Annotated in this window: 22 protein-coding genes; 9 read left to right on the top strand and 13 right to left on the bottom strand. The window is 70.9% G+C overall.

All coding sequences use genetic code 11. The features are described 5' to 3' along the window. Window positions 1-78: 78 nt before the first annotated feature. Window positions 79-1,626 (bottom strand): MFS transporter, encoded by a 1,548-nt coding sequence (locus ACF1B9_RS21215; protein ID WP_391743186.1) that lies wholly within the window; start codon window positions 1,624-1,626, stop codon window positions 79-81. A gap of 292 nt (window positions 1,627-1,918) precedes the next feature. Between ACF1B9_RS21215 and ACF1B9_RS21210 the strand changes: the two genes are divergently transcribed. Next, window positions 1,919-2,911, top strand: a complete 993-nt coding sequence (locus ACF1B9_RS21210) for an Lrp/AsnC family transcriptional regulator (RefSeq protein ID WP_391743140.1) — start codon at window positions 1,919-1,921, stop codon at window positions 2,909-2,911. A gap of 32 nt (window positions 2,912-2,943) precedes the next feature. Here ACF1B9_RS21210 and ACF1B9_RS21205 read toward each other — a convergent pair whose 3' ends face one another. The 5 genes from ACF1B9_RS21205 to ACF1B9_RS21185 all read right to left on the bottom strand — a co-directional run bounded on the left by ACF1B9_RS21205 (window position 2,944) and on the right by ACF1B9_RS21185 (window position 7,593). Beyond that, entirely contained in the window at window positions 2,944-3,744 is an 801-nt protein-coding gene (locus ACF1B9_RS21205) for an SDR family NAD(P)-dependent oxidoreductase (RefSeq protein ID WP_391743142.1), read from the bottom strand. Beyond that, a complete protein-coding gene (locus ACF1B9_RS21200; protein WP_391743187.1) occupies window positions 3,741-4,904 on the bottom strand; it encodes a serine hydrolase domain-containing protein in 1,164 nt (387 codons plus the stop codon). Before ACF1B9_RS21200 ends, ACF1B9_RS21205 begins: the two co-directional genes overlap by 4 nt. A 97-nt stretch (window positions 4,905-5,001) precedes the next feature. Next, window positions 5,002-5,775 carry an energy-coupling factor ABC transporter ATP-binding protein gene (locus ACF1B9_RS21195; protein ID WP_391743143.1) on the bottom strand — a complete coding sequence of 258 codons (774 nt, stop codon included), beginning with the start codon at window positions 5,773-5,775 and terminating at the stop codon, window positions 5,002-5,004. Next, window positions 5,772-6,533 (bottom strand): cobalt ECF transporter T component CbiQ, encoded by a 762-nt coding sequence (gene cbiQ / locus ACF1B9_RS21190; protein WP_391743144.1) that lies wholly within the window; start codon window positions 6,531-6,533, stop codon window positions 5,772-5,774. Before cbiQ ends, ACF1B9_RS21195 begins: the two co-directional genes overlap by 4 nt. Window position 6,534: 1 nt before the next feature. Then, window positions 6,535-7,593 carry an energy-coupling factor ABC transporter permease gene (locus ACF1B9_RS21185; protein WP_391743145.1) on the bottom strand — a complete coding sequence of 353 codons (1,059 nt, stop codon included), beginning with the start codon at window positions 7,591-7,593 and terminating at the stop codon, window positions 6,535-6,537. Window positions 7,594-7,773: 180 nt separating this feature from the next. On the opposite strand from ACF1B9_RS21185, the gene ACF1B9_RS21180 reads away from it, so the two are divergent. Continuing rightward, window positions 7,774-8,139, top strand: coding sequence for an SsgA family sporulation/cell division regulator (locus tag ACF1B9_RS21180; protein ID WP_391743146.1), 366 nt, complete (start codon window positions 7,774-7,776; stop codon window positions 8,137-8,139). Between the two features lie 257 nt (window positions 8,140-8,396). On the opposite strand, the gene ACF1B9_RS21175 is transcribed toward ACF1B9_RS21180, so the two are convergent. Together ACF1B9_RS21175 and ACF1B9_RS21170 are read right to left on the bottom strand one after the other, a co-directional pair. Then, window positions 8,397-10,643, bottom strand: a complete 2,247-nt coding sequence (locus ACF1B9_RS21175; RefSeq protein WP_391743147.1) for an MMPL family transporter — start codon at window positions 10,641-10,643, stop codon at window positions 8,397-8,399. Between the two features lie 154 nt (window positions 10,644-10,797). Continuing rightward, window positions 10,798-11,370, bottom strand: a complete 573-nt coding sequence (locus ACF1B9_RS21170; RefSeq protein ID WP_391743148.1) for a TetR/AcrR family transcriptional regulator — start codon at window positions 11,368-11,370, stop codon at window positions 10,798-10,800. A 178-nt stretch (window positions 11,371-11,548) separates the two neighbouring features. On the opposite strand from ACF1B9_RS21170, the gene ACF1B9_RS21165 reads away from it, so the two are divergent. From ACF1B9_RS21165 to ACF1B9_RS21155, 3 genes are all read left to right on the top strand, one after another. After that, entirely contained in the window at window positions 11,549-14,839 is a 3,291-nt protein-coding gene (locus ACF1B9_RS21165; protein WP_391743149.1) for a S41 family peptidase, read from the top strand. Between the two features lie 166 nt (window positions 14,840-15,005). Beyond that, complete coding sequence (locus ACF1B9_RS21160) at window positions 15,006-16,166, top strand: NAD(P)/FAD-dependent oxidoreductase (RefSeq protein ID WP_391743188.1); 1,161 nt, start codon at window positions 15,006-15,008, stop codon at window positions 16,164-16,166. Between the two features lie 41 nt (window positions 16,167-16,207). Further along, window positions 16,208-17,116: an RNA polymerase sigma-70 factor gene (locus ACF1B9_RS21155; protein ID WP_391743151.1), complete on the top strand. Its 909-nt coding sequence runs from the start codon at window positions 16,208-16,210 to the stop codon at window positions 17,114-17,116. A gap of 15 nt (window positions 17,117-17,131) precedes the next feature. Here ACF1B9_RS21155 and ACF1B9_RS21150 read toward each other — a convergent pair whose 3' ends face one another. Together ACF1B9_RS21150 and ACF1B9_RS21145 are read right to left on the bottom strand one after the other, a co-directional pair. Continuing rightward, window positions 17,132-17,611 (bottom strand): ATP-binding protein, encoded by a 480-nt coding sequence (locus ACF1B9_RS21150; protein ID WP_391743152.1) that lies wholly within the window; start codon window positions 17,609-17,611, stop codon window positions 17,132-17,134. Further along, window positions 17,608-17,829: a hypothetical protein gene (locus ACF1B9_RS21145; protein ID WP_391743153.1), complete on the bottom strand. Its 222-nt coding sequence runs from the start codon at window positions 17,827-17,829 to the stop codon at window positions 17,608-17,610. The genes ACF1B9_RS21150 and ACF1B9_RS21145 overlap by 4 nt, the downstream gene beginning before the upstream one ends. A 117-nt stretch (window positions 17,830-17,946) precedes the next feature. On the opposite strand from ACF1B9_RS21145, the gene ACF1B9_RS21140 reads away from it, so the two are divergent. From ACF1B9_RS21140 to ACF1B9_RS21130, 3 genes are all read left to right on the top strand, one after another. Further along, window positions 17,947-18,798: a helix-turn-helix domain-containing protein gene (locus ACF1B9_RS21140; protein ID WP_391743154.1), complete on the top strand. Its 852-nt coding sequence runs from the start codon at window positions 17,947-17,949 to the stop codon at window positions 18,796-18,798. Continuing rightward, entirely contained in the window at window positions 18,779-19,051 is a 273-nt protein-coding gene (locus ACF1B9_RS21135) for a DUF397 domain-containing protein (protein ID WP_391743156.1), read from the top strand. The genes ACF1B9_RS21140 and ACF1B9_RS21135 overlap by 20 nt, the downstream gene beginning before the upstream one ends. Before the next feature lie 90 nt (window positions 19,052-19,141). Continuing rightward, window positions 19,142-20,173, top strand: a complete 1,032-nt coding sequence (locus tag ACF1B9_RS21130) for a threonine/serine dehydratase (protein WP_391743158.1) — start codon at window positions 19,142-19,144, stop codon at window positions 20,171-20,173. Between the two features lie 64 nt (window positions 20,174-20,237). Here the strand turns inward: ACF1B9_RS21130 and ACF1B9_RS21125 are convergent, their stop codons facing one another. The 3 genes from ACF1B9_RS21125 to ACF1B9_RS21115 form a co-directional block, all read right to left on the bottom strand. Beyond that, window positions 20,238-20,669: a PLAT/LH2 domain-containing protein gene (locus ACF1B9_RS21125; protein ID WP_391743159.1), complete on the bottom strand. Its 432-nt coding sequence runs from the start codon at window positions 20,667-20,669 to the stop codon at window positions 20,238-20,240. Window positions 20,670-21,100: 431 nt separating this feature from the next. After that, entirely contained in the window at window positions 21,101-21,901 is an 801-nt protein-coding gene (locus ACF1B9_RS21120; protein ID WP_391743160.1) for a hypothetical protein, read from the bottom strand. Window positions 21,902-22,152: 251 nt separating this feature from the next. Then, the gene (locus ACF1B9_RS21115; protein ID WP_391743161.1) at window positions 22,153-23,007 is read right to left on the bottom strand and encodes a class I SAM-dependent methyltransferase; all 855 of its coding nucleotides are present in this window, start codon (window positions 23,005-23,007) and stop codon (window positions 22,153-22,155) included. 61 nt (window positions 23,008-23,068) lie between these two features. Here ACF1B9_RS21115 and ACF1B9_RS21110 point away from each other — a divergent pair, with 61 nt between their 5' ends. Further along, window positions 23,069-23,704: a TetR/AcrR family transcriptional regulator gene (locus ACF1B9_RS21110; RefSeq protein WP_391743163.1), complete on the top strand. Its 636-nt coding sequence runs from the start codon at window positions 23,069-23,071 to the stop codon at window positions 23,702-23,704. Window positions 23,705-23,918 lie beyond the last annotated feature (214 nt).

Here is a 23,918-nt window from a genome sequence, read left to right as displayed (position 1 = left end):
CGCCCGCCCCGCCCCGCCGTGCCACGCATGGCGGGGCGGTCGGGTGTCCGGAAGCCGGTGCTTCGGGTCCCGCCGCGCTCAGCTCGCCGGGACCGACGCCAGGCGGGCCGGCGGTTCCTCGGCGGCCGGGGCCGTCGGGACAGCCGGGGCCGCCGGCTCGGCGGCCGGGCGCAGGAGCACGGCGCAGGCGAGGGCGGCCAGCAGGGCCAGCGATGCCGAGACGGTCAAACACAGCCGCATGCCGTCGAGGAAGGAGTCGCCCAGGGCGGACAGGGCCGGTCCGGTGGCGGCGTCCAGGTCGAGCCCGGCCACGGCGCCGAGTCCCTGCTCGCGGGCAGTGTCGAGGACGCGGTCGCGGGCCTCGGCGGGCACCCCCGCGTAGGCGAGGCGGCCGGGCAGCGCGTCCAGGGCTCGGGTGGTCAGCAGGGCGCCGAGCACGGCGGGGCCGAGGGCGCCACCGAGCTGGCGGAAGGCGTTGTTCCCGGCGGCGGCCATCCCGGCCAGGTGGTACGGGACGGAGGACACCGCGGAGGCGGTCATCGGGGTGAGCACGGCGCCCATGCCGAGGCCCAGCAGGGCCAGCCGCCAGACGATCGAGCCGTAGGAGGTGTGGGCGTCGACGCCGGTCAGCGAGAGCATCGCGCCCGCCGCGACGACCAGGCCCGTGGTGATCAGGACCCGGGCGGAGACCCGGTGCGTCAGGCGTCCGACGGGCGCGCCGACGACGAGGGACACACCGGACACCATCACCATCCGCAGCGCCGCCTCGATCGTGGTCAGGTGCTGAACCATGCCGAAGTAGAGACTCAGCACGAAGAAGAAGCCGATCAGCCCGAGGAAGCTGATCATGGCGACCAGGGCGGTGGCGGTGAAGGCCGGGCTGCGGAACAGCGCCAGGTCGAGCATCGGGCTCGCGCTGCGGCGCTCCACGGCGACGAACACGGCGGCGGCGACCGCGCCGAGCACCAGGGCCGTCACCACGGCGGGCTCGCCGAAGCCGCCCGCTCCGCCCTCGATGACGCCGTAGACGACCGCGGTGACCGCGACGGCCGCACTGATCTGTCCGGGCCAGTCGAGCCGGCGGCCGTGCGGGGCGCGCGAGTCGGGCAGCAGGAACGCCGCGACGACCAGCACGATCAGGGAGACCGGCACGGGCAGGAGGAAGATCCAGCGCCACGCGACATGCTCCAGCAGCACACCCGCGATCAGCGGGCCCACGGCGAGCGAAGCCATCAGGGACATCGCCCACAGGCCGATGAACCTGCCCCGCTCCCGGTGGTCGGGGACCGCGTGACTGATCAGGGCCAGCGTCGTGGGCAGCAGCGCCGCCGCCCCCAGCCCGGAGGCGGCCTGCCCGGCCCACAGGGCCTGCACCGAGTCCGAGGACAGCGAGATCGCCGCGCCCAGCGCACAGAGGGCCATGCCCGCCTGGAAGACCCGCTTGCGGCCGTGGACGTCGCCCCACACCCCGGTGGCCAGGATCAGCGCGGCCATCGGCAGCACGAAGGCGTCCGAGACCCAGGACAGCTGGGACGTGGAGGCGCCCAGGGCCCGCTGGACGGCCGGCAGGCTCACCGACACGGTGGTCACGGGGAGGTAGGCGACGAAGACGCCCAGGCAAGCCATGCCGAGCGTGACGCCCCGCCCTGATCTGTCCTGTGTCGTTGCGGAATTCACGAAGAGGTTCCTTCTGCTGCGGGGGTGGGTGCCGCGCGGGCACCGGCTGCGATGTGAGCACCGCCGTCCGGCGCGCGCCCGCTCCCGGGCGCACCGGCGTACCACCGCGTTCCGCGCGGTCCGCCGGATCACCCGCAAAGCCGCCGACCAGCTTCGCCCCGACCGTCGATGAACCCCCAAGCGATCCCGGCATACGTCATAGAACCTCTGGATACGGCGGTACTCATGTGACTATTCATCCATGCCTGACGATCTGGACCGCAAAATCATCCATGGGCTGAACTGCTCGCCGCGGGTCTCCTTCCGCCGCCTCGGCGAGGTCGTCGGGGTGTCCGAGCAGACCGTGGCGCGCCGCTACAACGCCCTGCGCCGCAGCGGCGTCGTCCGCGTCGTCGGGCTGAGCAGCCCCGCCGCCCACGGCCGGTCCGAGTGGATCGCGCGGCTGCGCTGCCGCCCGGACGCCGTGGGCCCCCTGGCGGATTCCCTGGCCCGCAGGCCGGAGGTCGCGTACACGAGCATCGCGTCCGGCGGTTCGGAGATCATCTGCATCATCCGTTCGCCCGCCGGGACCGCCCACGACGACGTGCTGCTGCGGCAGCTTCCCCGGGCCGCCTCGGTCCTGGACCTGAACGTCGACCTGCTCGTGCACGCCTTCGGCTCCCCGGACACGGCCGGCTGGACCGGGCGGGAGGGCTCGCTCACCGACGAGCAGGTGCGGCTGCTGACCGCGGAGCTCCCCACCCCGACCGGGCCCCCGCTCACCCCGACCGAGGAGGACCGTCCGCTCCTGGAAGCGCTGGCGGAGGACGGCCGCACCTCCCACACCCGCCTCGCGGAAGTCACCGGCTGGTCCAAGCCGCGCGTGGCCCGCCGGCTGGAGGCCCTCGAAGCGACCGGCTCGCTGGTCTACGACATCGACACCGTGCCCGAACGCCTCGGCTACGGGCTCAACGCCACTCTCTGGCTCCAGGTCGACCTGCCCCGGCTTCAGCAGATCGGCGAGGAGCTCAGCGGGCACGACGAGTGCGCCTTCGCCGCGGCCATCAGCGGCAGGCACAACATCATGGCCGTGGTCATCTGCAAGGACGCCCCGGACTTCTACCGCTACCTCAGCGGCCGCTTCGCCCGCACCGAAGGCATCAGGGGTTACGAGATCAGTGTGCGGGTGCGCCGCCTCAAGCAGGCCGCCTCCCTCATCCTCAACGGGCGGCTCATCCACCCCGCGCTCGCCTGACACGGGCGCGGGGCGGACCGGGCCCGCATCGGTCAGGTCCCCGAAACCGCCTGCCGGAACCCGTAGTTCGTCACCGTCAGCCCGCCGTCCACGCGCAGCGTCGTCCCCGTGATCCAGGCCGCGTCACGCGAGGCGAGGAAGGCGACAGCGGACGCGATGTCGTCCGGCTCGCCGACCCGGCCGAGCGGGTAGAGGCCGCTCACCCGGGACAGTTCGGCGTCACGGCCCGACCAGGCGTCCGTGCGGATCGTGCCGGGCGCGACCATGTTGACGCGTACGCCGCGCGGTCCCGCGTGGCCCGCGAGAGTACGGGTGAGGCTGCCCAGGCCGGCCTTGGCGGCGCTGTAGCCGTGGTTGCCGAAGTCCTGCTCGCCGTTGACCGAGCCGATGTTGACGATCGCGCCCCGGCCGGAGGCCACCAGGTGCGGCAGGGCGGCGCGGGCGCAGCGGTAGGGGCCGGTGAGCGTGATGTCCAGGTCGCGCTGCCACGCCTCGTCGGGCTCGTCCTCGAAGAGCGGTGCGTCGGCGGCGCAGGCGTACGCGTTGTTGACCAGCACGTCGAGGGAGCCGAAGGCGGCGACGGCGTGGGCCACCGCGGCCTCGACCGCGGCCCGGTCGCCCACGTCGCAGGGCAGCGACTCGGCGGTCGCGCCCGTCTCGCGTATCTCCGCGGCGGCGCGTCCGGCGCGGTCGCCGTCCAGGTCGGTGACCAGGACGCGCGCGCCCTCCGAGGCCAGTCGGCGGGCCGTGGCGGCGCCGATGCCCTGGCCCGCTCCGGTGATGAGAACGCCGTATCCGTCGAACCGTGAACCCGCAGGGTGAGGAGGAGTCATAGCGCCGACCGTACTGCCCTGACCAGGGCCTGGGCACGGGGATCGGCGGTAACTCCTTTTTGCAGACCGTTCGTCACATAGCCCAGCGCGATGCCGGATTCGGGATCGGCGAAGCCGAGCGAGCCGCCCCGGCCGGGGTGGCCGAAGGAGCCGGGGGCCAGCAGCGGGGCCGCCGGGCCGTGCAGCATGTAGCCGAGGCCGAAACGGGTGTTGACGACCAGGACCCGGTCCGGGCCCGCCGATTCCTCGGTGCGGGCGAGGGTGAGCGTGGCGGGGGCGAACAGGCGGTGGCCGTCGACCGGGCCGATCATCGCCGCGTAGCAGCGGGCCAGGGCTCGGGCGGTGGCGATGCCGTTGGAGGCGGGGAGTTCGGCCGTCCGGTAGGCGGGGTCGTTCTCGTCGGGCAGGGGGTCGATGGCCCCGAAGGCGCGGCGGGTGAGGGATTCCGGGTCGCGGTACGCCTCGACGACGGACCGCTTGGGGCGTACCCGCAGGGCGCCGCCGTTGCCCGCGGCGGCCGGGGGTTCGACGGGTCCGATGCGGCCCACCCGGTGCGCCTCGTCGGCCGGGAGGCCGAACCAGAAGTCCAGGCCGAGCGGGCGGGCGATCTCCTCGGCGATCCAGCGGCCCACGGTGCGGCCGGTGACCCGGCGTACCAGTTCACCGATCAGCCAGCTGTAGGTCTGGGCGTGGTAGCCGTGGTCGGTGCCGGGTTCCCACTGGGGGCGCTGGGCCGCGACGGTCTGCGGACCGGAGATCCCGTCGGCGGCCTCAAAGGGCGTCAACGGGCAGTCGAGGGCGGGGATTCCGGCCCGGTGGGCGAGGAGGTCGCGGACGAGCACACGTTCCTTGCCGGCGGCCTTGAACTCCGGCCAGTACGTGCCGACCGGGGCGTCCAGATCGACCTGGCCGCGCTGGTGCAGCAGCAGCGGTACGGCGGCGGCTATGCCCTTGCCCGCCGAGCGGACGATCTGCACGGTGTCGACGGCCCATGGTTCGGCTCCGTCGACGTCTCTCGTGCCGGCCCACAGATCGACGACCTTGCGGCCGTCCCGGTAGACCGCGACGGCCGCTCCGCGTTCGCCGCGCTGCTCGAAGTTACGGACGAAGGCGTCCCTGACCGGTTCGAATCCGGCCGCCACCGTGCCCCGTACGTCCACGCCTGCTCCTGCGCTCCCGCTCATCCCCCCATGGTGCATCCCGTCGCAGGTCGGACGCGGGGCGGGTCACCGTTCCTAGCCAGTGTGCATGAGTGAGTCACAACCCCATGTTCACCGTCACGGAACGCGGGTCGAACCCGAAGGGCAGCTCCAGACGGTGGGTGCGCATCAGTTCCTCGTCGCAGAGCAGGTCCTGGGTGCGGTCGTCGGCGGCGATGACGCCCTCGCTCAGGACGACCGCGCGCGGGCAGAGCTCCAGGGCGTACGGCAGGTCGTGCGTGACCATGAGCACGGTGACGTCCAGGGAGCGCAGGATGTCGGCGAGCTCGCGGCGCGAGGCCGGGTCCAGGTTGGAGGACGGCTCGTCCAGGACGAGGATCTCCGGCCGCATGGCGAGGACGGTGGCGACGGCGACGCGGCGACGCTGGCCGAAGGAGAGGTGGTGCGGCGGGCGGTCCGCGTACTCCTCCATGCCGACCTGCCGCAGCGCGTCGGTGACGCGTTCCTCCAGTGCGGCGCCGCGCAGCCCGGAGGCGGCGGGCCCGAAGGCGACGTCCTCGCGGACGGTGGGCATGAAGAGCTGGTCGTCGGGATCCTGGAAGACGATGCCGACGCGGCGGCGGATCTCGGCGAGGTTGCGCTTGTCCACCGGGAGACCGGCGACGTGGACGGTGCCCGCGCCGGCGTCGAGGATGCCGTTGAGATGGAGGACGAGAGTGGTCTTGCCGGCTCCGTTCGGGCCGAGCAGGGCGACGCGTTCGCCTCGGGCGACCGTCAGGTTCACCCCGAAGAGCGCCTGATGGCCGTCGGGGTAGGCGTAGGCGAGTCCGCTGACTTCCAGGGACGGTGCGGGGGCGGTGGGCATGCTCATACGGTCCATCCCAACAGACAGATGACGAGGGCGAGGGCGGGGAGTGCCGCGGCGTGCGCCCACTGGGTCCGGGAGGCCGTCACCTCGTCGATCACCGGCATGGAACCCGCGTAGCCGCGGCTGACCATCGCGAGGTGGACGCGTTCGCCGCGCTCGTACGACCTGATGAAGAGCGCGCCGGCCGATTTGGCCAGCACACCCCACTGCCGTATCCCGCGCGCCTCGAAGCCGCGGGAGCGGCGGGCGATCGACATCCGGCGCATCTCGTCGGTGATCACGTCGCCGTACCGGATCATGAAGGAGGCGATCTGGACGAGCAGCGACGGCAGCCTGAGCCTTTGGAGGCCGAGCAGCAACGAGCGCAGTTCGGTGGTGGAGGCGAGGAGTACGGAGGCGGCGACGCCGAGGGTGCCCTTGGCGAGGACGTTCCAGGCGCCCCAGAGGCCGGGGACGCTGACGGAGAGACCGAGGACATGGATCTGCTCGCCGGGCACCACGAACGGCATGAGCAGCGCGAATGCCACGAACGGCACCTCGATGAGCAGCCGCTTGAGCAGGTAGAGCGCGGGGATGCGGGCCAGCGCGGTGACGGCGCCGATCAGTACCGCGTACAGCGCGAACGCCCACATCGCCTCGCGCGGTGTCGAGACGACGACCACGACGAAGAGGAAGGCGGCGGCGAGCTTGCAGTGCGGGGGCAGGTCGTGGACCGGCGAGTGCCCGTGCCGGTAGAGCCTGTGTGCGTGTCCGGCGCCCATGTCAGACCGTTTCCCCGGTGCGCGGCGTTCCGACGGTCGCCTCCGTGGCGCGGCGGCGACGGATCACGTAGAAGACCCCGCTGCCGACCACGATCGTGGCACCGACGCCGATCACTCCGGCGAGACCGCCGGAGACGCGGGTGTTCTTGATGTCCTTGACGCCGTAGTCGGCGAGCGGGGAGTCCTTGGCCGCGTGCTCCTCGGTCTTCTTGTCGATGCCCTGGTCCGCGGCGACCTTCTCCAGGCCGTCGGGGCTGGCGGAGGCGTAGAAGGAGACGAAGCCCGCCAGGACGACGGCGGTGATCAGACCGGTGCCCCAGACGCCCTTGGTGGAGCGGGCGGCGACGGGGGCGACGGGCTGCCGGGCGGGGGCGTCGACGAGTTCGCCCTCGACCCGGAGCTTGAGCGGGGCGGTGAGTCCGCGGGCGCCGTGGACCAGGTCGGGGCGTACGGCGATGACGGCGCCGACGGTCAGCGCGGTGATCACGGCCTCGCCGATACCGATCAGGACATGGACGCCGACCATCGCGGTGAAGACCTTGCCGATCGGGATGTCGGTGGTGCCGCCGATCCAGTAGATCAGCGTGAAGACGCAGGCCGCGGCCGGTACGGAGACCAGGGCGGCGACGAAGGACGCGACCGTCACGGAGCGCCGGGTGCGCGGCAGCACGCCGACCAGACCGCGGAAGAGGGCGTACGCGACGACGGTGGTCGTGATGCCCATGTCGAGCACGTTCACACCGAGCGCGGTGAGCCCGCCGTCGGCGAACAGGACGCCCTGCATGAGCAGGACGACGGATATGCAGAGCACCCCGGTGTACGGCCCGACCAGGATGGCGGCGAGCGCCCCGCCCAGCAGATGCCCGCTGGTGCCCGCCGCGACCGGGAAGTTCAGCATCTGCACGGCGAAGATGAACGCGGCGACGAGACCGGCGAGCGGCGCGGTGCGCTCGTCCAGCTCCCGGCGGGCGCCCCGCAGACTGACGGCGACCGCACCCGCGGCGACGACCCCGGCGGCGGCGGAGACGGGCGCGTTGATGAATCCGTCGGGTACATGCACGGAGGGGCTCCGCTTCCTGCGATGCCGCGTTGCTGCGGGCGGTGTCGTGAACCGCTCAATGATAGGGCCTTGTTGCAAACGCTTCGCAAGAGCGGGTACGTCACAGCTGGCCTCGCCGCGCCGTTTGGGGAAAATATGCAACATTGGAGAGCGAAGGTGGACAGAAGGAGGAGTCGGCCCATGCCCCCCGTGATCCACGAGCAGGCCGAAGCCTGGCTCGTCAATGACACCCCCGACCTCCCAGCGGTGCCGGTCGACCTGCTGTACGACGCCGACAAGGACCCGCGTACCGTCCATGTCGCCTTCCCCGGCGGCATCGACTGGTCGTTCAGCCGCGATCTGCTGGAGCGCGGCCTGCTCGCCCCCGCCGAACGCGGCGGGATCCGGGTGTGGCCGTGCGGACGGACCCAGCTGGTCGTGGAGATCCGCTCGAAGGAGGGCGTGGAGGTGGTGCAGTTCGACAACGCGCCGCTGATCCGGTTCCTGCACCGTACGCACGACGAGAACGTCGACGACGAGGGCGTCGGTACCCACGCGCCCGCGTGATCCGGAGCAGACGCGACACGCGCCTGACGGTCACACACCCACACCCACGCACACGCATGGCAGAAGCCCCCGTGCCGCTCGCACGGGGGCTTCCGTCATTGCCCCGGTCCCCCGTCCCCACAGGTAACCGGCGCGTCCGGGGCCGCGCTCCGCTCAGACGCGGACCCCGGAGGCTCTACGGACCGGCCCCGGACCCCGAAGGCTCCGCGCGCCGACCGCGCCGTCCCGGACCGCACGTCCGGGACGACGGACCCGGCTCAGACGAGGGCCGGCTCACGCTCGCCCTCGGCGTCGGGCTTCTCGCCGAGCTGCTCGCGCAGCCCCTCGCCCTCCACGTCCACGTTCGGCAGGAGCCGGTCCAGCCAGCGCGGCAGCCACCAGGCGCGCCTGCCGAGCAGGGCGAGGACCGCGGGCACGATCGCCATCCGGACCACGAACGCGTCGAAGAAGACGGCGATGGCGAGCGAGAAGCCGATCATCTTGATCATCTGCTCGCTGGAGCCGATGAAGCCGGCGAAGACCGCCATCATGATCACGGCCGCGGCCGTGACGACCCGGGCGCCGTGCTTGAAGCCGGTGACGATCGCCTGGCCGGGCTTCTCGCCGTGGACGTACGCCTCACGCATCCGGGTCACGAGGAAGACCTCGTAGTCCATCGCCAGACCGAAGACCACACCGACCATGAAGATCGGCATCATGGACATGATCGGGCCGGTCTGCTCGACACCGAAGAGCGAGCCGAGCCAGCCCCACTGGAAGACCGCGACAACCGCGCCCAGCGCCGCCACGACCGAGAGCAGGAAGCCGAGGGCCGCCTTCAGCGGCACCAGCACCGACCGGAAGACGAGCATCAGCAGCAGGAACGCCAGGCCGACGACGAGCGCCAGATACGGCAGCAGCGCGTCGTTCATCTTCTGCGAGAAGTCGATGTTCATCGCCGTGGAACCGGTGACCAGGACCTCGGCGCCGGTGTCGGACTTGATGTCCTTGCCCGCGTCACGGATGGCGTGGACCACGTTCTCGGTCTCGGTGGAGCTCGGCCGGTCCTTCGGGACGACGGTGATCATCGCGGTGTCGCCGGCCTTGTTGAACTGGGCCGGGGTGACGGCGACGACGCCCTTCATGCCGGAGATCTCGTCGGAGACCTGCTTGGCGGCGGTCTTGCCGTCGGAGCTGTGCGCGGTGTCGACGACCACCATCAGCGGCCCGTTGAAGCCGGGGCCGAAGCCGTCGGAGAGCAGGTCGTAGGCGCGTCGCTGGGTGGTGCTGGTGGGCTGGGAGCCGTCGTCGGGCAGGCCCATCTCCAGGGACGCGGCCGGTACGGCGATCGCGCCGAGGCCGAGGACGCCGACCAGCAGCACCCACACCGGCCTGCGCAGCACGAACCGCGCCCAGCGGGTGCCCATGTTCGGCTTCGCCTCGGGCCGGTTCGAAGCCTCGGGCCGGTTCGAAGCCTCGGACCCGCTCTCCGCCTCGGCGGCCTTGCGCGCCTTGCGTCCCATGACCCGCTTGCCCGCGAAGCCCATCAGGGCCGGGACCAGGGTGAGCGCGATGAGGACGGCGATCGCGACCGTACCGGCCGCGGCGAAGCCCATCTTCGAGAGCATCGGGATGTTGACGACGGCGAGGCCGACCAGCGCGATGACGACGGTGAGACCGGCGAAGACGACCGCGGAACCGGCCGTGCCGACGGCCCGCCCGGCCGCTTCCTCGCGCTCCCGGCCCTCGGCCAGTTCGGCGCGGTAGCGGGAGACGATGAACAGCGCGTAGTCGATGCCGACCGCGAGGCCGATCATCATCGCGAGGGTGGAGGTGGTGGAGCCCAGGTCGAGCACGTTCGCGAGTGCCGTGATCGTCGAGACCCCGATGCCGACCCCGATCAGGGCGGTGAGCAGCGGCAGTCCGGCGGCGATCAGCGAGCCGAAGGTGATGACCAGCACCACCGCGGCGATCGCGACACCGATGATCTCGGTGACCCCGGTCTCCGGCATCGCCTGGAGCGCGTCACCGCCGATCTCCACGGTCATCCCGCTCTTCTGCGCCGCGTGGCCCGCGTCCTCCAGAGCGCTGCGCGTCCCGTCGGTCAGCTCCATGGAGTTGACCTTGTAGGACACGGAGACGTACGCCGTGGACCCGTTCTTGCTGACGGCGTTCCCGGTGTACGGGTCGGTGACCGAGGCGATCTGGTCCGAGCCGGACTTCAGCTCGCCGGCGATCTTGTTCACCTCGGCCTTGTTCGCCGGGTCCGTCATCTTCTGGCCGTCGGGGGCCTTGAAGACGACCCGCGCGGTCGCACCGTCGGCGCTGGCACCGGGGAAGCGCTGTTCCAGCAGGTCGAAGGCCTTCTGCGCCTCCGTACCCGGGATGGAGAAGGAGCTGGAGGTGGCGGTGGACGCGGAGGCCGCGCCGAATCCGGCGAGGGCCAGCAGTGCCACCCAGATCAGGGCGACATAGCGGCGGCGCCGGAAGGCGAGCCGTCCGAGCTTGTAGAGGAATGTGGCCACGGAGGCGTACTCCCGGTCAGGTCGTGTGAGTGGAAAAGGGCGTGTGGAACCAGCCCGACGACGAGAGCGGCGTGTCAGGTGGGGCTTGGGGAGGGGGCCGTGCGAAGGGGACGGGTCGCGCGAAGGGGACGGGTCGCGCGAAGGGGACTGGGGGTCAGACTCCGAGCGCGGGGAGCATCACGGAGTCGACGTAGTCGATGAGGAACGCCTGGTCGACGGGGCGGTCCTCGACCAGCTGCCGGGCGGCGAAGGCGCCGACCAGCATGTGCGGTACGTATTTCAGCGCCGGGTTGTCCGGACGCAGTTCACCCCGTTCCACGGCTCGGCGCAGCAGCGTGTCGAGGCCGGTCACTTCCGGCTCGATCAGCAGGTCGCGCAGGGCCTGGAGCAGATCGGGATTGTCGTGGACGGCATGGCTCAGGCCCCGCATCAGCGCGGAGTTCTTCTCCATCTGGCAGTCGTCACTGCGGCTCAGCGCGGCGTGGAAGTCGCCGCGCAGCGAGCCGGTGTCGATCTCCGCGAGGGACATCGGCTTGTTGTGCCGCAGGGCGGTCACGACCAGCTCGGGCTTGCTCCCCCACTGGCGGTAGAGGGTGGCCTTGCTGGAACGGGTACGGGCGGCGACGGCGTCCATGGTCAGGGCGTCGTAGCCGACCTCGCGGAGCAGGTCGAGCACGGCGGCGTACAGCTCGCTCTCACGCTCCGGCGTGAGCCTGGTGCGCGCCATGTGCCGACCTCTCGTTCCCGCTTCTCGTTCCCGCTTCTCAGTCTCGTACATCAGTCAATCGAACGAAACTGTTTCGTACACATCGACGGTACCCCGTCCGCCCAGCGAAACGAAATCGTTTCGCTTGTGTTCCGCACCACAAGTTGCCGGGGCCCCCGCACGCGGAAAGCATTGAAGGGTGAGTGACGATGTCGCGTATCTCCGTTTCCCGCACCTCCACGACGATCTGCTCTGCTTCGCGGCAGAGGACGACCTCTGGGTCGCTCCCCTCGCCCCGGAGGGGCAGCGGCCCGGCCGCGCCTGGCGGGTGACCGTCGACCGGACCAGGGTCAGTCATCCACGGTTCTCGCCCGACGGGACCAAGATCGCCTACACGACCTGGCGCAGCCTCGACCCCGAGATCCATCTCGCGCCGGTCGAGGGCGGCCCGGCGCGCCGGCTCACCTACTGGGGGTCCACGGACGCCCGGGTGTGCGGCTGGACCCCCGACCCCGGGGACGCCTCGCACATCCTCGCCGTGTCCTCGCACAACCAGCCGTTCTCCCACGTCTCCTGGGCCTACGCCGTCCCCACCGACGGCAGCCCCGGCGGCAAGCTGCCCTGGGGGCCCGTCTCCGACATCGCCGTCGCCGACATCGACGGCGAGCGGCGCACCCTGCTGCTGACCGGCAAGCCACCGCACGAACCGGCCTCCTGGAAGCGGTACCGGGGCGGCGCCATGGGCCGGCTGTGGCTGCACGGCAAGCGGCTGCTCCCGGACATCGGCGGGCACCTCGACTCGCCCATGTTCGTCGGCGGCCGGATCGCGTTCCTTTCCGACCACGAGGGTGTCGGCAACCTGTACTCCTGCCGGCCCGACGGCAGCGATCTGCGCCGCCACACGGACCACGACGCCTTCTACGCCCGGCACGCTTCCAGCGACGGCCACCGGGTCGTCTACCAGTGCGCGGGCGACGTGTGGCTGGTGGACGACCTGGCCTCGCCCGACGCGGTGCCGCGCAAGCTGGAGGTACGGCTCGGCGGGCCGCGCGCCGGACGGCGTACGTACCAGGTGCCGGCCGCCACCAACGTCGACTCGCTGTCCGTGGACGAGACGGGCCGGGCCAGCGCCGTCTGCGTACGCGGCAGCCTGTACTGGCTCACCCACCGCGACGGCCCCGCCCGGACGATCGCCGGCACCCCGGGGGTCCGGGTCCGGCTGCCCGAGATGCTCGGCAGCGGCGGCCAGGTCGCCTACGTCACGGACGCGGAGGGCGAGGACGCGATCGAGATCGCGTACCTGCCGCGCGCCAGCGGCGACCGCGAGCCGCGCCGGCTGGCCTCCGGGCAGGTCGGCAGGGTCCAGGAACTGATCGCCGACCCGGACGGCGAACGCCTGGCCATCGCCACGAACGACGGACGGCTGCTGCTCCTGGACACCGACGAGGAGACATCCACGGGCGAGCCCGTGGAACTGATCCGCTCCGTCAACGGCCCCGTCCGCGACATGGCGTTCTCCCCGGACGGCGCCTGGCTGACCTGGTCCCACCCGGGGATCGGCCGTTCGCTGCGCCAGATCAAACTGGCCCGCATCCTGGGGACGGGATCACCGGTGATCGTCGATGTCACCAACGGCCGCTTCGAGGACGAGAATCCCGTCTTCACCGGTGACGGCCGATACCTCGCCTTCCTCTCCTGGCGGGGCTTCGACCCGGTGTACGACGTGCACACCGGGGACCTCTCCTTTCCGCTGGGCTGCCGCCCCTACCTGGTGCCGCTCTCCTCGGCGACCCCCTCCCCGTTCGCCCTGTCCCCGGAGGGGCGCCCGGCGGCGGGCGGTCTCGACCCTGCCGACGACGTCGTCGACGCCGTTACGGGCGAGGGGCCGTCCACGGTCACGGTGGAGTTCGAGGGTCTGGAGAACCGCGTGACGCCGTTCCCGGTCTCCGCGTCGAAGTACTCGGCCCTGCATCCGGTGAGCGGCGGCGGACTCGTCTGGCTGCGCTGGCCGATCTCGGGCGCGCTCGGCGAGACGTTCGCCAACCCGGCGGACATGTCGGGCCGTCCCACGCTCGAACACTTCAACATCTCCAAGGCCAGGAAGACCGAACTCGTCGGACATCTGGACTCGTTCGCGGTCAGCGGCGACGCGACCCGGCTGGTCGTGATGGACGAGGGCGAGCTGCGCGCCGTCCCCGCCACCGAGATCGCCGACAGCGACACGACGGTCTACATCGACGCGCGCCGCATCCTGCACGACGTCGACCCCCCGGCGGAGTGGCGGCAGGCCTACGCGGAGGCCGGCCGCATCATCCGCGCGTACTTCTGGGAACCGGACATGTGCGGCATCGACTGGGACGGCGTGCTCGACCAGTACCGCCCGCTGGTCGAACGGGTCGCCTCCCCCGACGAGTTCGCCGATCTGATGCGCGAGGTCCTGGGCGAACTGGGCACCTCGCACGCGTACGTCTCACCGGCCCGCCGCAACGAGGGCCCGCCGCACTACCAGCGCGCGATCGGGCTGCTCGGCGCGAACCTGGTGTGCCGGGACGGCGACTGGACGATCCGGCGCATCCTGCCCGGCGACTCCTCCGACTCCAAGGCCCGTTCCCCGCTGGCCGGTACGGGCATCCGGGAGGGCGCGGTCCTCACCCATGTCGACGGCCGCCCGGTCGACCCGGTGGCCGGCCCGTACCCGCTGCTCGCCGCGGCGGGCGGCACCACGGTCGAACTCACCTTCCGGCCCGCCGACGGCGCAGGCCCCTCGCGCCGGGTCGCGATCGTCCCGCTGGTCGACGAACGCCCCCTGCGGTACCAGGACTGGGTGGCCAAACGCCGTGAGGTCGTACGGGAACTGAGCGGCGGCAAGTGCGGGTATCTGCACATCCCCGACATGGGCGGCTCGGGCTGGGCCCAGTTCAACCGGGACCTGCGCATGGAGGTCTCCCGCCCGGCCCTGATCGTCGACGTGCGCGGCAACGCGGGCGGTCACATCAGCGAGTTGGTGGTGGAGAAGCTCACCCGCACGATCCTGGGCTGGGACCTGACCCGCAACGCCCAGCCGGTCAGTTACGCCTCCAACGCACCCCGTGGCCCGGTGGTCGCCCTGGCCGACGAGGCGACGTCCTCCGACGGCGACATGATCACCGCCGTGTTCCGGCTGCTGAAGCTCGGCCCGGTGGTGGGCCAGCGGACATGGGGCGGCGTGGTCGGCATGACCGGGCGGCACCGGCTGGGCGACGGCACGGTGATCACCGTGCCGATGAACGCGGCCTGGTTCGACACGTACGGCTGGTCGATCGAGAACTACGGTGTCGAACCGGACCTGGAGGCGCTGCGCACCCCGCTCGACTGGGCCGAGGGAAGGTACGCGGTACTGGACGACGGAGTACGGGTGGCGCTGGACCTGCTCGCCGCGCATCCGGCGGCGACCCCGCCGACGTACGACAACGTCCCGGACCGGCGGCGCCCGCCCCTGCCGCCGCGATAGAGAACCGCCCACAGCGGGGAAGGACGAAGCGGCCACCCCGCGCCGGCCCCCGCTCCCGTGCCCGTTCCCACGCGAGTGATCTGTCTCACGCCATGTCACAGCGGTCCTCCGTCCGGTGTCTTGATGCCGAAACCGGGCAACGGACGGAGACACCATGAACAAGAACATGGACAAGAACACCGACGTGGTCGTGATCGGCGGAGGTTACGCGGGTGTCACCGCGGCCAACCGCCTGGCACACCGCGACAACGTGTCCGTGACGCTGATCAACCCGCGCCCCGACTTCGTCGAACGCATCCGCCTCCACCAACTGGTCGGCGGCACCCATGACGCGGTCGTCGACTACGGGGAAGTCCTGGCCGAGAACATCCGGCTGATGGTCGACAGCGTGGCGACGATCGACGCGGCCGGTCGCAGCGTGGCACTGACGACCGGTGGCACGGTCGGCTACGACTACCTGATCTACGCGGTGGGCAGCGGCAGCGCCGAACCGGACGTGCCCGGCGCGGCGGAGTTCGCCCACCCGATCGCCACCCTGGAAGAAGCGCGGCGGCTGCGGCCGGTCGTCGACGCCGCGCCCGCGTCGGCCCCGGTGACCGTGGTCGGATCCGGTCCGACCGGCATCGAGACCGCCGCCGAACTGGCGGAGGAGGGCCGCGCCGTGACCCTGGTCTGCGGCCAGGTGCTCGGCCCGTATCTGCACCCCCGGGGCCGGCGCTCGGTCGCCCGGACCCTCGCCGAACTCGGTGTGACCGTGCTCGAAGGCCCCGGCGCGAGGGTGGCGGCCGTGACCCGCGATGCCGTACGGCTCGACGACGGCCGCGAGCTCCCCAGCCGGGTCACCGTCTGGGCCACCGGATTCGGCGTGCCGGACCTGGCTGCCCGCAGCGGGCTGAGCACCGACGCCGTGGGCCGCCTGCTCACGGACGAGACGTTGACGAGCGTGGACGACGCGCGCATCGTCGCGGCCGGGGACGCGGCGGCACCGGCGGACACACCGTTCCGGATGAGCTGCCAGGCCGCGGGCCAGCTGGGCACGCGCGCCGCCCGCACGGTGCTCAGCCGGATCGCGGGCGAGCGTCCCGCGCCCCTCACCGTGCGGTTCGCCGGGCAGTGCATCAGCCTGGGCCGTCGCACCGGGATCTTCCAGTTCGCCTCCCTGGACGACCACGCGAACTGGTTCTACCTGGGCGGCCGCCCCGGTGCGAAGCTCAAGGAGTTCATCTGCAAGTCCACCGTCAAGCAGCTGGTGAACGAGGCGCGCAAGAGCGCTCCGCGGCCCGATCGCGGCAAGGCGGCACCGGCCACCGTCGGACGGGCGGCCTGAGAGCCGAGAGCCGGTAGCCGAGAGCTGAAGAGAGGCGAGACGTGAACGACGACCGCGACGACCACGCCACCGACCCGGCGACGGAGGCTTTCGTCGCCCACCGCAACCTGCTCTTCACCGTCGCCTACGAGATGCTCGGATCGGCGGCCGACGCGGAGGACGTCCTCCAGGAGACCTGGCTGCGGTGGGTCGGGGTCGCCCCGGGGCAGGTACGCGACCAGCGCGCGTACCTGGTCCGGATCACCACCCGCCAGTCGCTCAACCGCCTGCGCGCGCTGTCACGCCGCAAGGAGACGTACGTCGGCCCCTGGCTTCCCGAACCGGTGCTCACCGCGCCGGACGTGGCCGAGGACGTCGAGCTCGCCGAGAGCGTGTCGATGGCCCTGATGCTCGTCCTCGAAACCCTGTCGCCGACGGAACGCGCCGTCTTCGTGCTGCGCGAGGTCTTCGACGTCGACTACGACGAGATCGCCGCCGCCGTCGACAAGAGTCCCGCGGCCGTCCGCCAGATCGCGCACCGCGCCCGCCGTCACGTCGACGCCCGCCGCCCCCGCGCGGCGGTCTCGGCGAGCGAGACCCGGGCGGCACTGGAGTCGTTCCGGCGCGCGCTCGAAACCGGGGACCTGCAAGGCCTCCTCGACGTGCTCGCCCCCGAGGTGGTCCTGATGAGTGACGGCGGCGGCGTCAAGCAGGCCGCGCGGCGGCCGGTCATCGGCGCCGACACGGTGGCCCGCTTCATCGTCGGCGGCTCGGGCAAGGCCACAGGCGTACTCACCGTCGGCCCCACCGTGGTCAACGGCCACCCCGCACTCGTGCTGCGCCTGGACGGCGAGATCGACGGCGTCCTGGCACCCCTGGTCGAGAACGCCCGCATCACCGGCCTCTACTACGTACGCAACCCCGCGAAGCTGACCCACGTCGAATCCGAGACCCTGCTCACCCTTCGGTGAACACCCTTCGCCCCCTCACCCGTCCGCGCGATCCCGGGCCGGCGCGGACGGGCCGCCCCCCGCTCCCGGCCCGCCGGAACTGACGGCAACCGGCTCATCCACCGCCCGGTCCCACCCGGTGGGCGCCGCCAGCTCGCACCAGACCGTCTTGCCCCGCATCCCTCGGTCCACCCCCCACCGCAGCGCCAACGCGTCCACGAGCGCCAGCCCCCGCCCCGACTCGTCACCGCCCGCCGCGCTCCGCATCGTCGGCCAGGCACACGGTTCGGGATCGCTCAGCTCGACGCGGACACGACCGGTGCACGTGCCGCTGACCCGGAGCGTGACCGGCGTTCCCTCGCCGAGATGCACGATCACATTGGTCAGCAACTCACTGACGCAGAGCAGCAGATCGGGCCAATCCGCACCCGCGCACCGCTCCCGCAGGGTGTGCCGCACTTCAGGCACGGCCTTCGGCACCGCGAGCAGGTCCACCGCGATCGGCAACGGGCTCATCCACCGGCCGCCGTACGCAGCACCTCGGCCAGCCGACGCGCGGTGGCCGCATTGCAGTTGCCGAGCGCGACGAGCGGCGGCCGGGGCGCCCACCAGGCGAGCGTCAACGGGTCGACGCCCAGCGAGGGCAGGGTGATGCCGTGCGCCGTGAGCGCGGCGCGGAGCGCGTCGACCGCCGAGCCGATGTCGTGGTCGGGGGTGTCCTGCGAGTCGTCCATGAGGGGGCGTCCACCTTTCGTTGCACACTGTGACGAACCCCTCACACGCTGCCGCACGGAGCTCTACCTTGAAAGGGTTTCCCGCTCCACAACGCACAGCGCGAAAGGTGGTCAAGAGTGGCTACGCGCAAGGAGATCGACGGCTCGGCGGGCGTCCCGCAGTTCTACGGAAAGGAACTCCGCTTCAAACGAGAGGAGGCGGGCCTGACCCTGGAGAAGCTGGTGGACGGCAGCTTCTACGGCATCACGTACCTGAGCGAGATCGAGCACGGCCATCGCCGGATGCCGGTGGATCTGGCACAGCATGTGGACCGGGTTCTGGGCACGGACGGGTTCTTCCAACGGCGGTGCGAGGACGTACGGAAGGCCAAACAGGGGGCGCACGCCGCGTACTTCGCCGGGGTCGCGGAGGCTGAGACCCGGGCCAGGTCCATCGGAGTGTGGTCCAACACTCTGTTCCCGGGACTACTCCAGACCAGGGCGTACGCGCACGCGATCAACCGCTCCGCGCACCCGTTGGACACGCTGGAGGAAGTTGAAGCCAAGATCGATGCCCGGATGCAACGGGCTCGGCTCTTTGACGATCCCAAGAAGCCCGAATACTGGGCTGTCCTGCACGAGTCCCTCGTGCGCCACCCCATCGTCCCGCCTGCGCAGATGGCCGAACAACTGGACCATATCGCTGCCCTGGTACGGCGCTGCCGCATCGTTGTACAAGTCCTTCCGTGGAACGGTCCCACCCGCCCTCTCGCCGAGCTGCCGCTCTTCCTCATGGACTTCGACGACGAACCACCACTGCTCTACACCGAGGGGCCGTACCACGGCCAGACCATCGACGATCCGTCCATCGTGGTGAAGTACCACAAGGCATACGATCGGCTGAGGGCCGCCGCCTTGCCGCCAGAGGTGTCCCTCGCCCTGATCGAGAAGGCGGCTGAGGAGTACCGGCATGGCCAGCATCGACCTTGACCTCAGCATCGCCACCTGGCGCAAGAGCAGCCACAGCAACGGCGACGGTGGCGAGTGCCTTGAAGTCGCTGAGGGGTTCGCCACCTGGCGTAAGAGCAGTCACAGCAACGGCAGCGGCGGCGACTGCCTCGAAGTCGCCGACGGTCACCCCGGCGTCGTCCCCGTCCGCGATTCCAAGCGCCCCGAAGGACCGGCCCTTGTCATCGCCGCGTCCGCCTGGACGCCGTTCGTCGAGGCCGTCAAGGCACCCTGAGCGCGCACCGTTCCGGGTCCGGAGGCCCGACCCGTTCCACCGGCCGACTCGTCACCCGGCCGCGATCCTCTCTCGGCAGGAGCAAACGACGTGCACCAGCTCAGGTACGACGACATCAAGGCCGCCACCGACCGGATCGCCGGGCACGTCCGCCCGGTCGCCGTCGCCCCCGTCGACCCGGGAACGATCCGCACAGCTCAGGGCGGCCACCTCGGCGCCCGGTCCGAGGAGCCCTGCGAGGTCTGGTTCGCGCTGGAGTTCATGCAGCACACCGGCTCCTTCAAGGCGCGCGGCGCGCAGAACTTCATCCAGGCCCACCGCGAAGCCGGCACCCTGCCGGACACGGGCGTGACCATCGCCTCCGGCGGCAACGCCGGCCTCGCCTGCGCATGGGCGGCCCGGCAGCAGGGCGTGCGGGCCACGGTGTTCCTGCCGACCGTCGCCCCGGCGGTGAAGGTGGCCCGGCTCCGCGACCTCGGGGCGGACGTGCGGGTGGTCGGCGCTGAGTATGCCGAAGCCCTGGAAGCATGTGGGGAGTTCGCCACCTCCTCCGGCGCGCTCGCCGCCCACGCGTACGACCACCCGCTGATCGCCGCCGGGGCCGGCACTCTGCTGGAAGAGATCCACGCCCGGATCCCCGGTCTGGACACCGTGGTGGTCTCGGTCGGTGGGGGCGGGCTGTTCGCCGGTGTCGCCACCGCCGCTCAGCACCACGGAATCCGAACGGTCGCCGTCGAGCCGGAGAACTGCCGGGCGCTGAACGCCGCCATCGAGGCCGGTCGCCCGGTCGACGTCTCCGTCGACTCGGTCGCCATCGACGCCCTCGGCGCCCGCCGCGCCACCGCCTTGGCCCTGCACGCCGCCCGCCAGGACGACGTCCGCTCCGTCCTGGTACCGGACGGCGAAATCGTCCGCGCCCGCCAGGCATTGTGGGACCACCGCCGCGTCGCCGTCGAGCACGCCGCCGCCACCGCACTGGCCGCGCTCACCGCTCCGGACCTTGCGAACGGGCCGACGGCGCCGAGCCGCGGCTACCGGCCGCGCGAGGGCGAGCGAGTCGCCGTGGTGCTGTGCGGGGCGAACACCGACCCGAGCGACCTGGTACGCCCGGCCGAGAACTGACGCGTTCGGCGTTCCTCCGCCAGTTGACAGAGGAACGCCGACGCCTCACCTGCGGGGTTGCCTGTCAGATGCGTCGCAGGTAGACGACTTCGCCGAAGCGCTTGCCGAGCCAGATCTTCTGGTCGGCAGCGGTTCCGGCGAGGCGCGGGTTGTCGTAGGTGCTGGTGCTGGTGCCGCCGGGGTTGACGGTGACGGTCACGCGCTCCACGCACCAGTCGTCGTCGTTGTCGACGCCTTCGAAGCGGAGGTAGACGGGGTACCGGTCGAGGTCGTCGGTGTCGAGGCGGGGCAGGCGCGGATCGTTGCGTACGGCGTCGAGCACGTTGGTGCCGTCGCCGAAGATGTAGGTGTAGTTGTCGCCGGGTTCGAAGTCGTTGCGGGGGGAGTCCACGTGGAACTCCCGGCCGGCGATTCCGACGTACACGAAGCCGTTGGTGCCGGCCCCCGCGTCGGTCGCCGTGGACAGCTGGACACTGAGCTTGGTGATGTCTGCCATCTGTTTCCTCCATCAGCAGACACGACCCACCCTCACGCACACGGCAGCGCCCAGCAGCGGATCCCTTGGCAAGCAGCCGGGACGCTCAAGACGCGCAATGTACATGTCCGACGAGTCTGTTCGGCGGCGCAGCCAACTGACTGCGCTCACCGTAAGTGTTCAGCTGATTGCAGTAAGACATCAAGGCTTCCCTGGCCGCGGGTGCAGCGCACCGCAGCGTAAACCGGGACGCAGACGCAAAGGCGCTCTGGCAGGCACCCCCGAGCCCACGAGCGACACCCCCGAGCACATGAGCGAACAGGGCGCATGTCAGTCATCTCATAGCAACAAGTCAGAGGAGCCCAAACGGTCGCCCCGCCCCGCCTCTCCGCCCGCGCCCGGCGCGCCGCCCCGGGGCTACCGGGTCGGCTCGGTCCGGGGAAAGGAGACCGTCACTTGACGTCGACGTAGTCGCCGGCCGCGGTCGCGCCGCCGGTCGTGTTCGTCTCACCGAAGGTCCAGCGCCAGTAGCCGTCGACGGAGGCGGTGACCGTGGTCTTCAGGGCACCGGTCGAGCTCGCCTTCACGATCTTGACCGTGTTGTACGTGCTGGTACCGGCCTTGCGGAACTGGAGCTTGGCCGCCTTGCCACCGAAGCCGGTGTACGTGTGCTTCACCCAGTCCGCGCGGGTGATCTTGCCGGTGACGGTGAGCTTGCCGCCCTTGGCGACGGGCTCGGGCGAGGCGTCGACGGTGACCTTCGCCGCACGCTTGACCCGCACGGTGGGCGAGAGAGGCAGATACTCCTCGCTCTTGAGCCCGCCCTTCGCGTTCCAGATACGTACCCAGACGGCGCTCTTCCAGGTCGTGGCGTCGTTGTTCGAGTCGAGGGTGTATCGCGGGTCGATGTACAGCGTGCCCTCGCAGTCGGCTGCCACGGAGCCGGTCCCACAGGCGGTGAGGCCCATGTAGATGGCCCCACGCTCCGAGGCCTTGGCGGGGGTGGTGTCGTGGTACAGGTACAGGGAGGTGTTCACGTCGGACTGCTTGAGACCGGACGGCCACGACACGTGGTACGTGAATGTGGGGGTGACCTCTGCGGACGTACCCACGATGATGGACTTGCCCTTGTTCAGGACCAGGTTCGACACCTTGACGCCGGTGTCCGCCGCCTGCGCGGACGGCGCGGTGAATGCCCCCAGAGCGAGCGTTCCCGCGACCATGACCGCGAAGCCGGATCTGCCTGCGCGCATGCGCAACCTCTTGTTGGTGAGGGACTGGTATGAGTCCGGTAAAGGAAGAATGGATCGCCGCAGGTTAACAGCCCCCGAACGAGGTCCGGTTCGAGAGGACCAGGCTCGAATCACCGGCCCGAAGCCTCGTAACGGGCGAAGCCGAGGCGGATGACCTGCTCGGGGTCAAGCCCCTGCAGGGTGCCGCCCAAGACGGTGCGCAGGGCTCTTCGCCCGCCGGGCCCCCTGCTGATCACGTCTGGAACAATGCGTCACTTGCTCGACGCGATGCGGTCCCGAGTCGCCGTGACGATCCAGACCGCACCGGGGATGCAGACACCGTCCGCGGTCTCGAACTCCGCAAGTGCGTCAAGCACTTCGGCACGGATACGCGTGATGGTTGCCGGGTCGACATCGCGCAGGTTGTAGCGCGTCGGGCCCATGGAGAAGAGGAAGTCGGCGGCTTCGCCCGCGTTGGCGCCGAAGGTCATGGGCGCCTCGAACGGAGCCACCTCAATGTCGGTGAACCCGCTGGCGGCGAGCACTTGGCGGATGCGCGCGGGGTCGAGGAGCGACCCCATACCCCTGGAAGCGGGGGATGCCTCGCGCAGGAACGGTGAGAGTGCGGCGGTCGCACGGGCGTAGCTGCTGTCCGGGCCCGCGGGCTGCGGGCCGAGGAACGCGACGCGGCCGGCCGGCACGAGCGCACGCCCAAGATGGGTGAAGGCTGCGACGTGGTCGGCGAAGAACATGACACCACCGCGGCTGATGAGGACATCGAATCCGCGGTCGGGGAACGAATGTACCTGTGCGTCGCCCTGCTCGAAGGTGACGTTGCCAAGACCTTCCGTGGCTGCGTCACGGCGGGCGCGTTCCAGCATCGGCGCGGACAGGTCGATTCCCACGACGTTCCCGTTGTATGCCCGTTGCCCCGCAAGGCGCGTCGTCTGGCCGGTGCCGCAGCCGACGTCGAGGACCCGGTCCCGGGCCTCGATGCCTGCGGCGGCGAACAGGGGTGCGTTAAACGCACCCATCATCCCGTTATAACGCTCGGGGTGCTCGGCCCAGTGGATGCCCTCCCAGTCGTTCCATGCCTCTGCCTGCTGCCGGTTGGCGATGGTGTGCACGGCACTTCCTCCCTGACTAGAGTCCGACTCTAGAGTTCAACTCTAGATATAGACTCCAGTCATGCGTGAGGGCAAGGGGAAGCAGGGCAGCAAAGCCCAGGAGACGCGGCGACGGATCATCGAGGCGGCCGGCGCACTCTTCGTCGAGCAGGGCTACGGGGCGACCAAGCTGCAGGAGATCGCCGACCGGGCAGGCGTGGCGGTGCAGACGATCTACTTCGTCTTTCGGAACAAGCCCTCGCTGCTCAAGGAACTTGTCGACGTCGCGATCGCGGGCGACGACGAACCCGTGTCGACGATGGACCGGCCCTGGTTCGCGGAAGTCATGACGGCGCCTGCCGCCGAGTCCGCACTGGCCGCACTGGTCGCCGGCACCCGCGGAACACTCGAACGCGTCGCGCCCATCGACGAGATGGTCCGCGCCGCGACAGCGACCAACCCGGAGATCCGAGAGTTGTGGCCGGATCAGGCGGACCCGCGGTACACAGTGATCTCCACCGCGGCGAAGTCCCTGACGAAGAAGCCAGGCGCCCGCCCCGACATCCCCGCCGCCGAGGCGGCGGACATCATCTACGCCGTCCTCAGCCCGGAGCTCTTCCTGCTCCTCACCCGCGACCGCGCGTGGCCACCGGCCAAGTGGGAGCAATGGGCGTACCACACCCTCAGCTCTCAGCTGTTGCTCGCCAAAGGGCCCTGATCAACCCGGCCGTTGAGGGCAACACGGTCCGCAGTCAACCGGCGCCGATGCATCAAGGGCCCTGATCGTGGCCGAGGAGACAACCGTTCCTAATCAGTGAGCAGGAGTGAGTCTTGGACCCACTGCCCGGCACTGCGCGTATCCCGAACGGTTTTGGATGCGCTGGTCTCCCGCGTTCCGTGTTGTGTCCCTGTTCGGGCGCGTGCATCGTGTG

It is taken from the genome of Streptomyces sp. NPDC014727 (assembly GCF_043083485.1).
Lineage (GTDB): Bacteria > Actinomycetota > Actinomycetes > Streptomycetales > Streptomycetaceae > Streptomyces.
The sequence above is the reverse complement of the archived record's forward strand: the minus strand, read 5'-3'. Positions and strand labels throughout refer to the sequence as shown.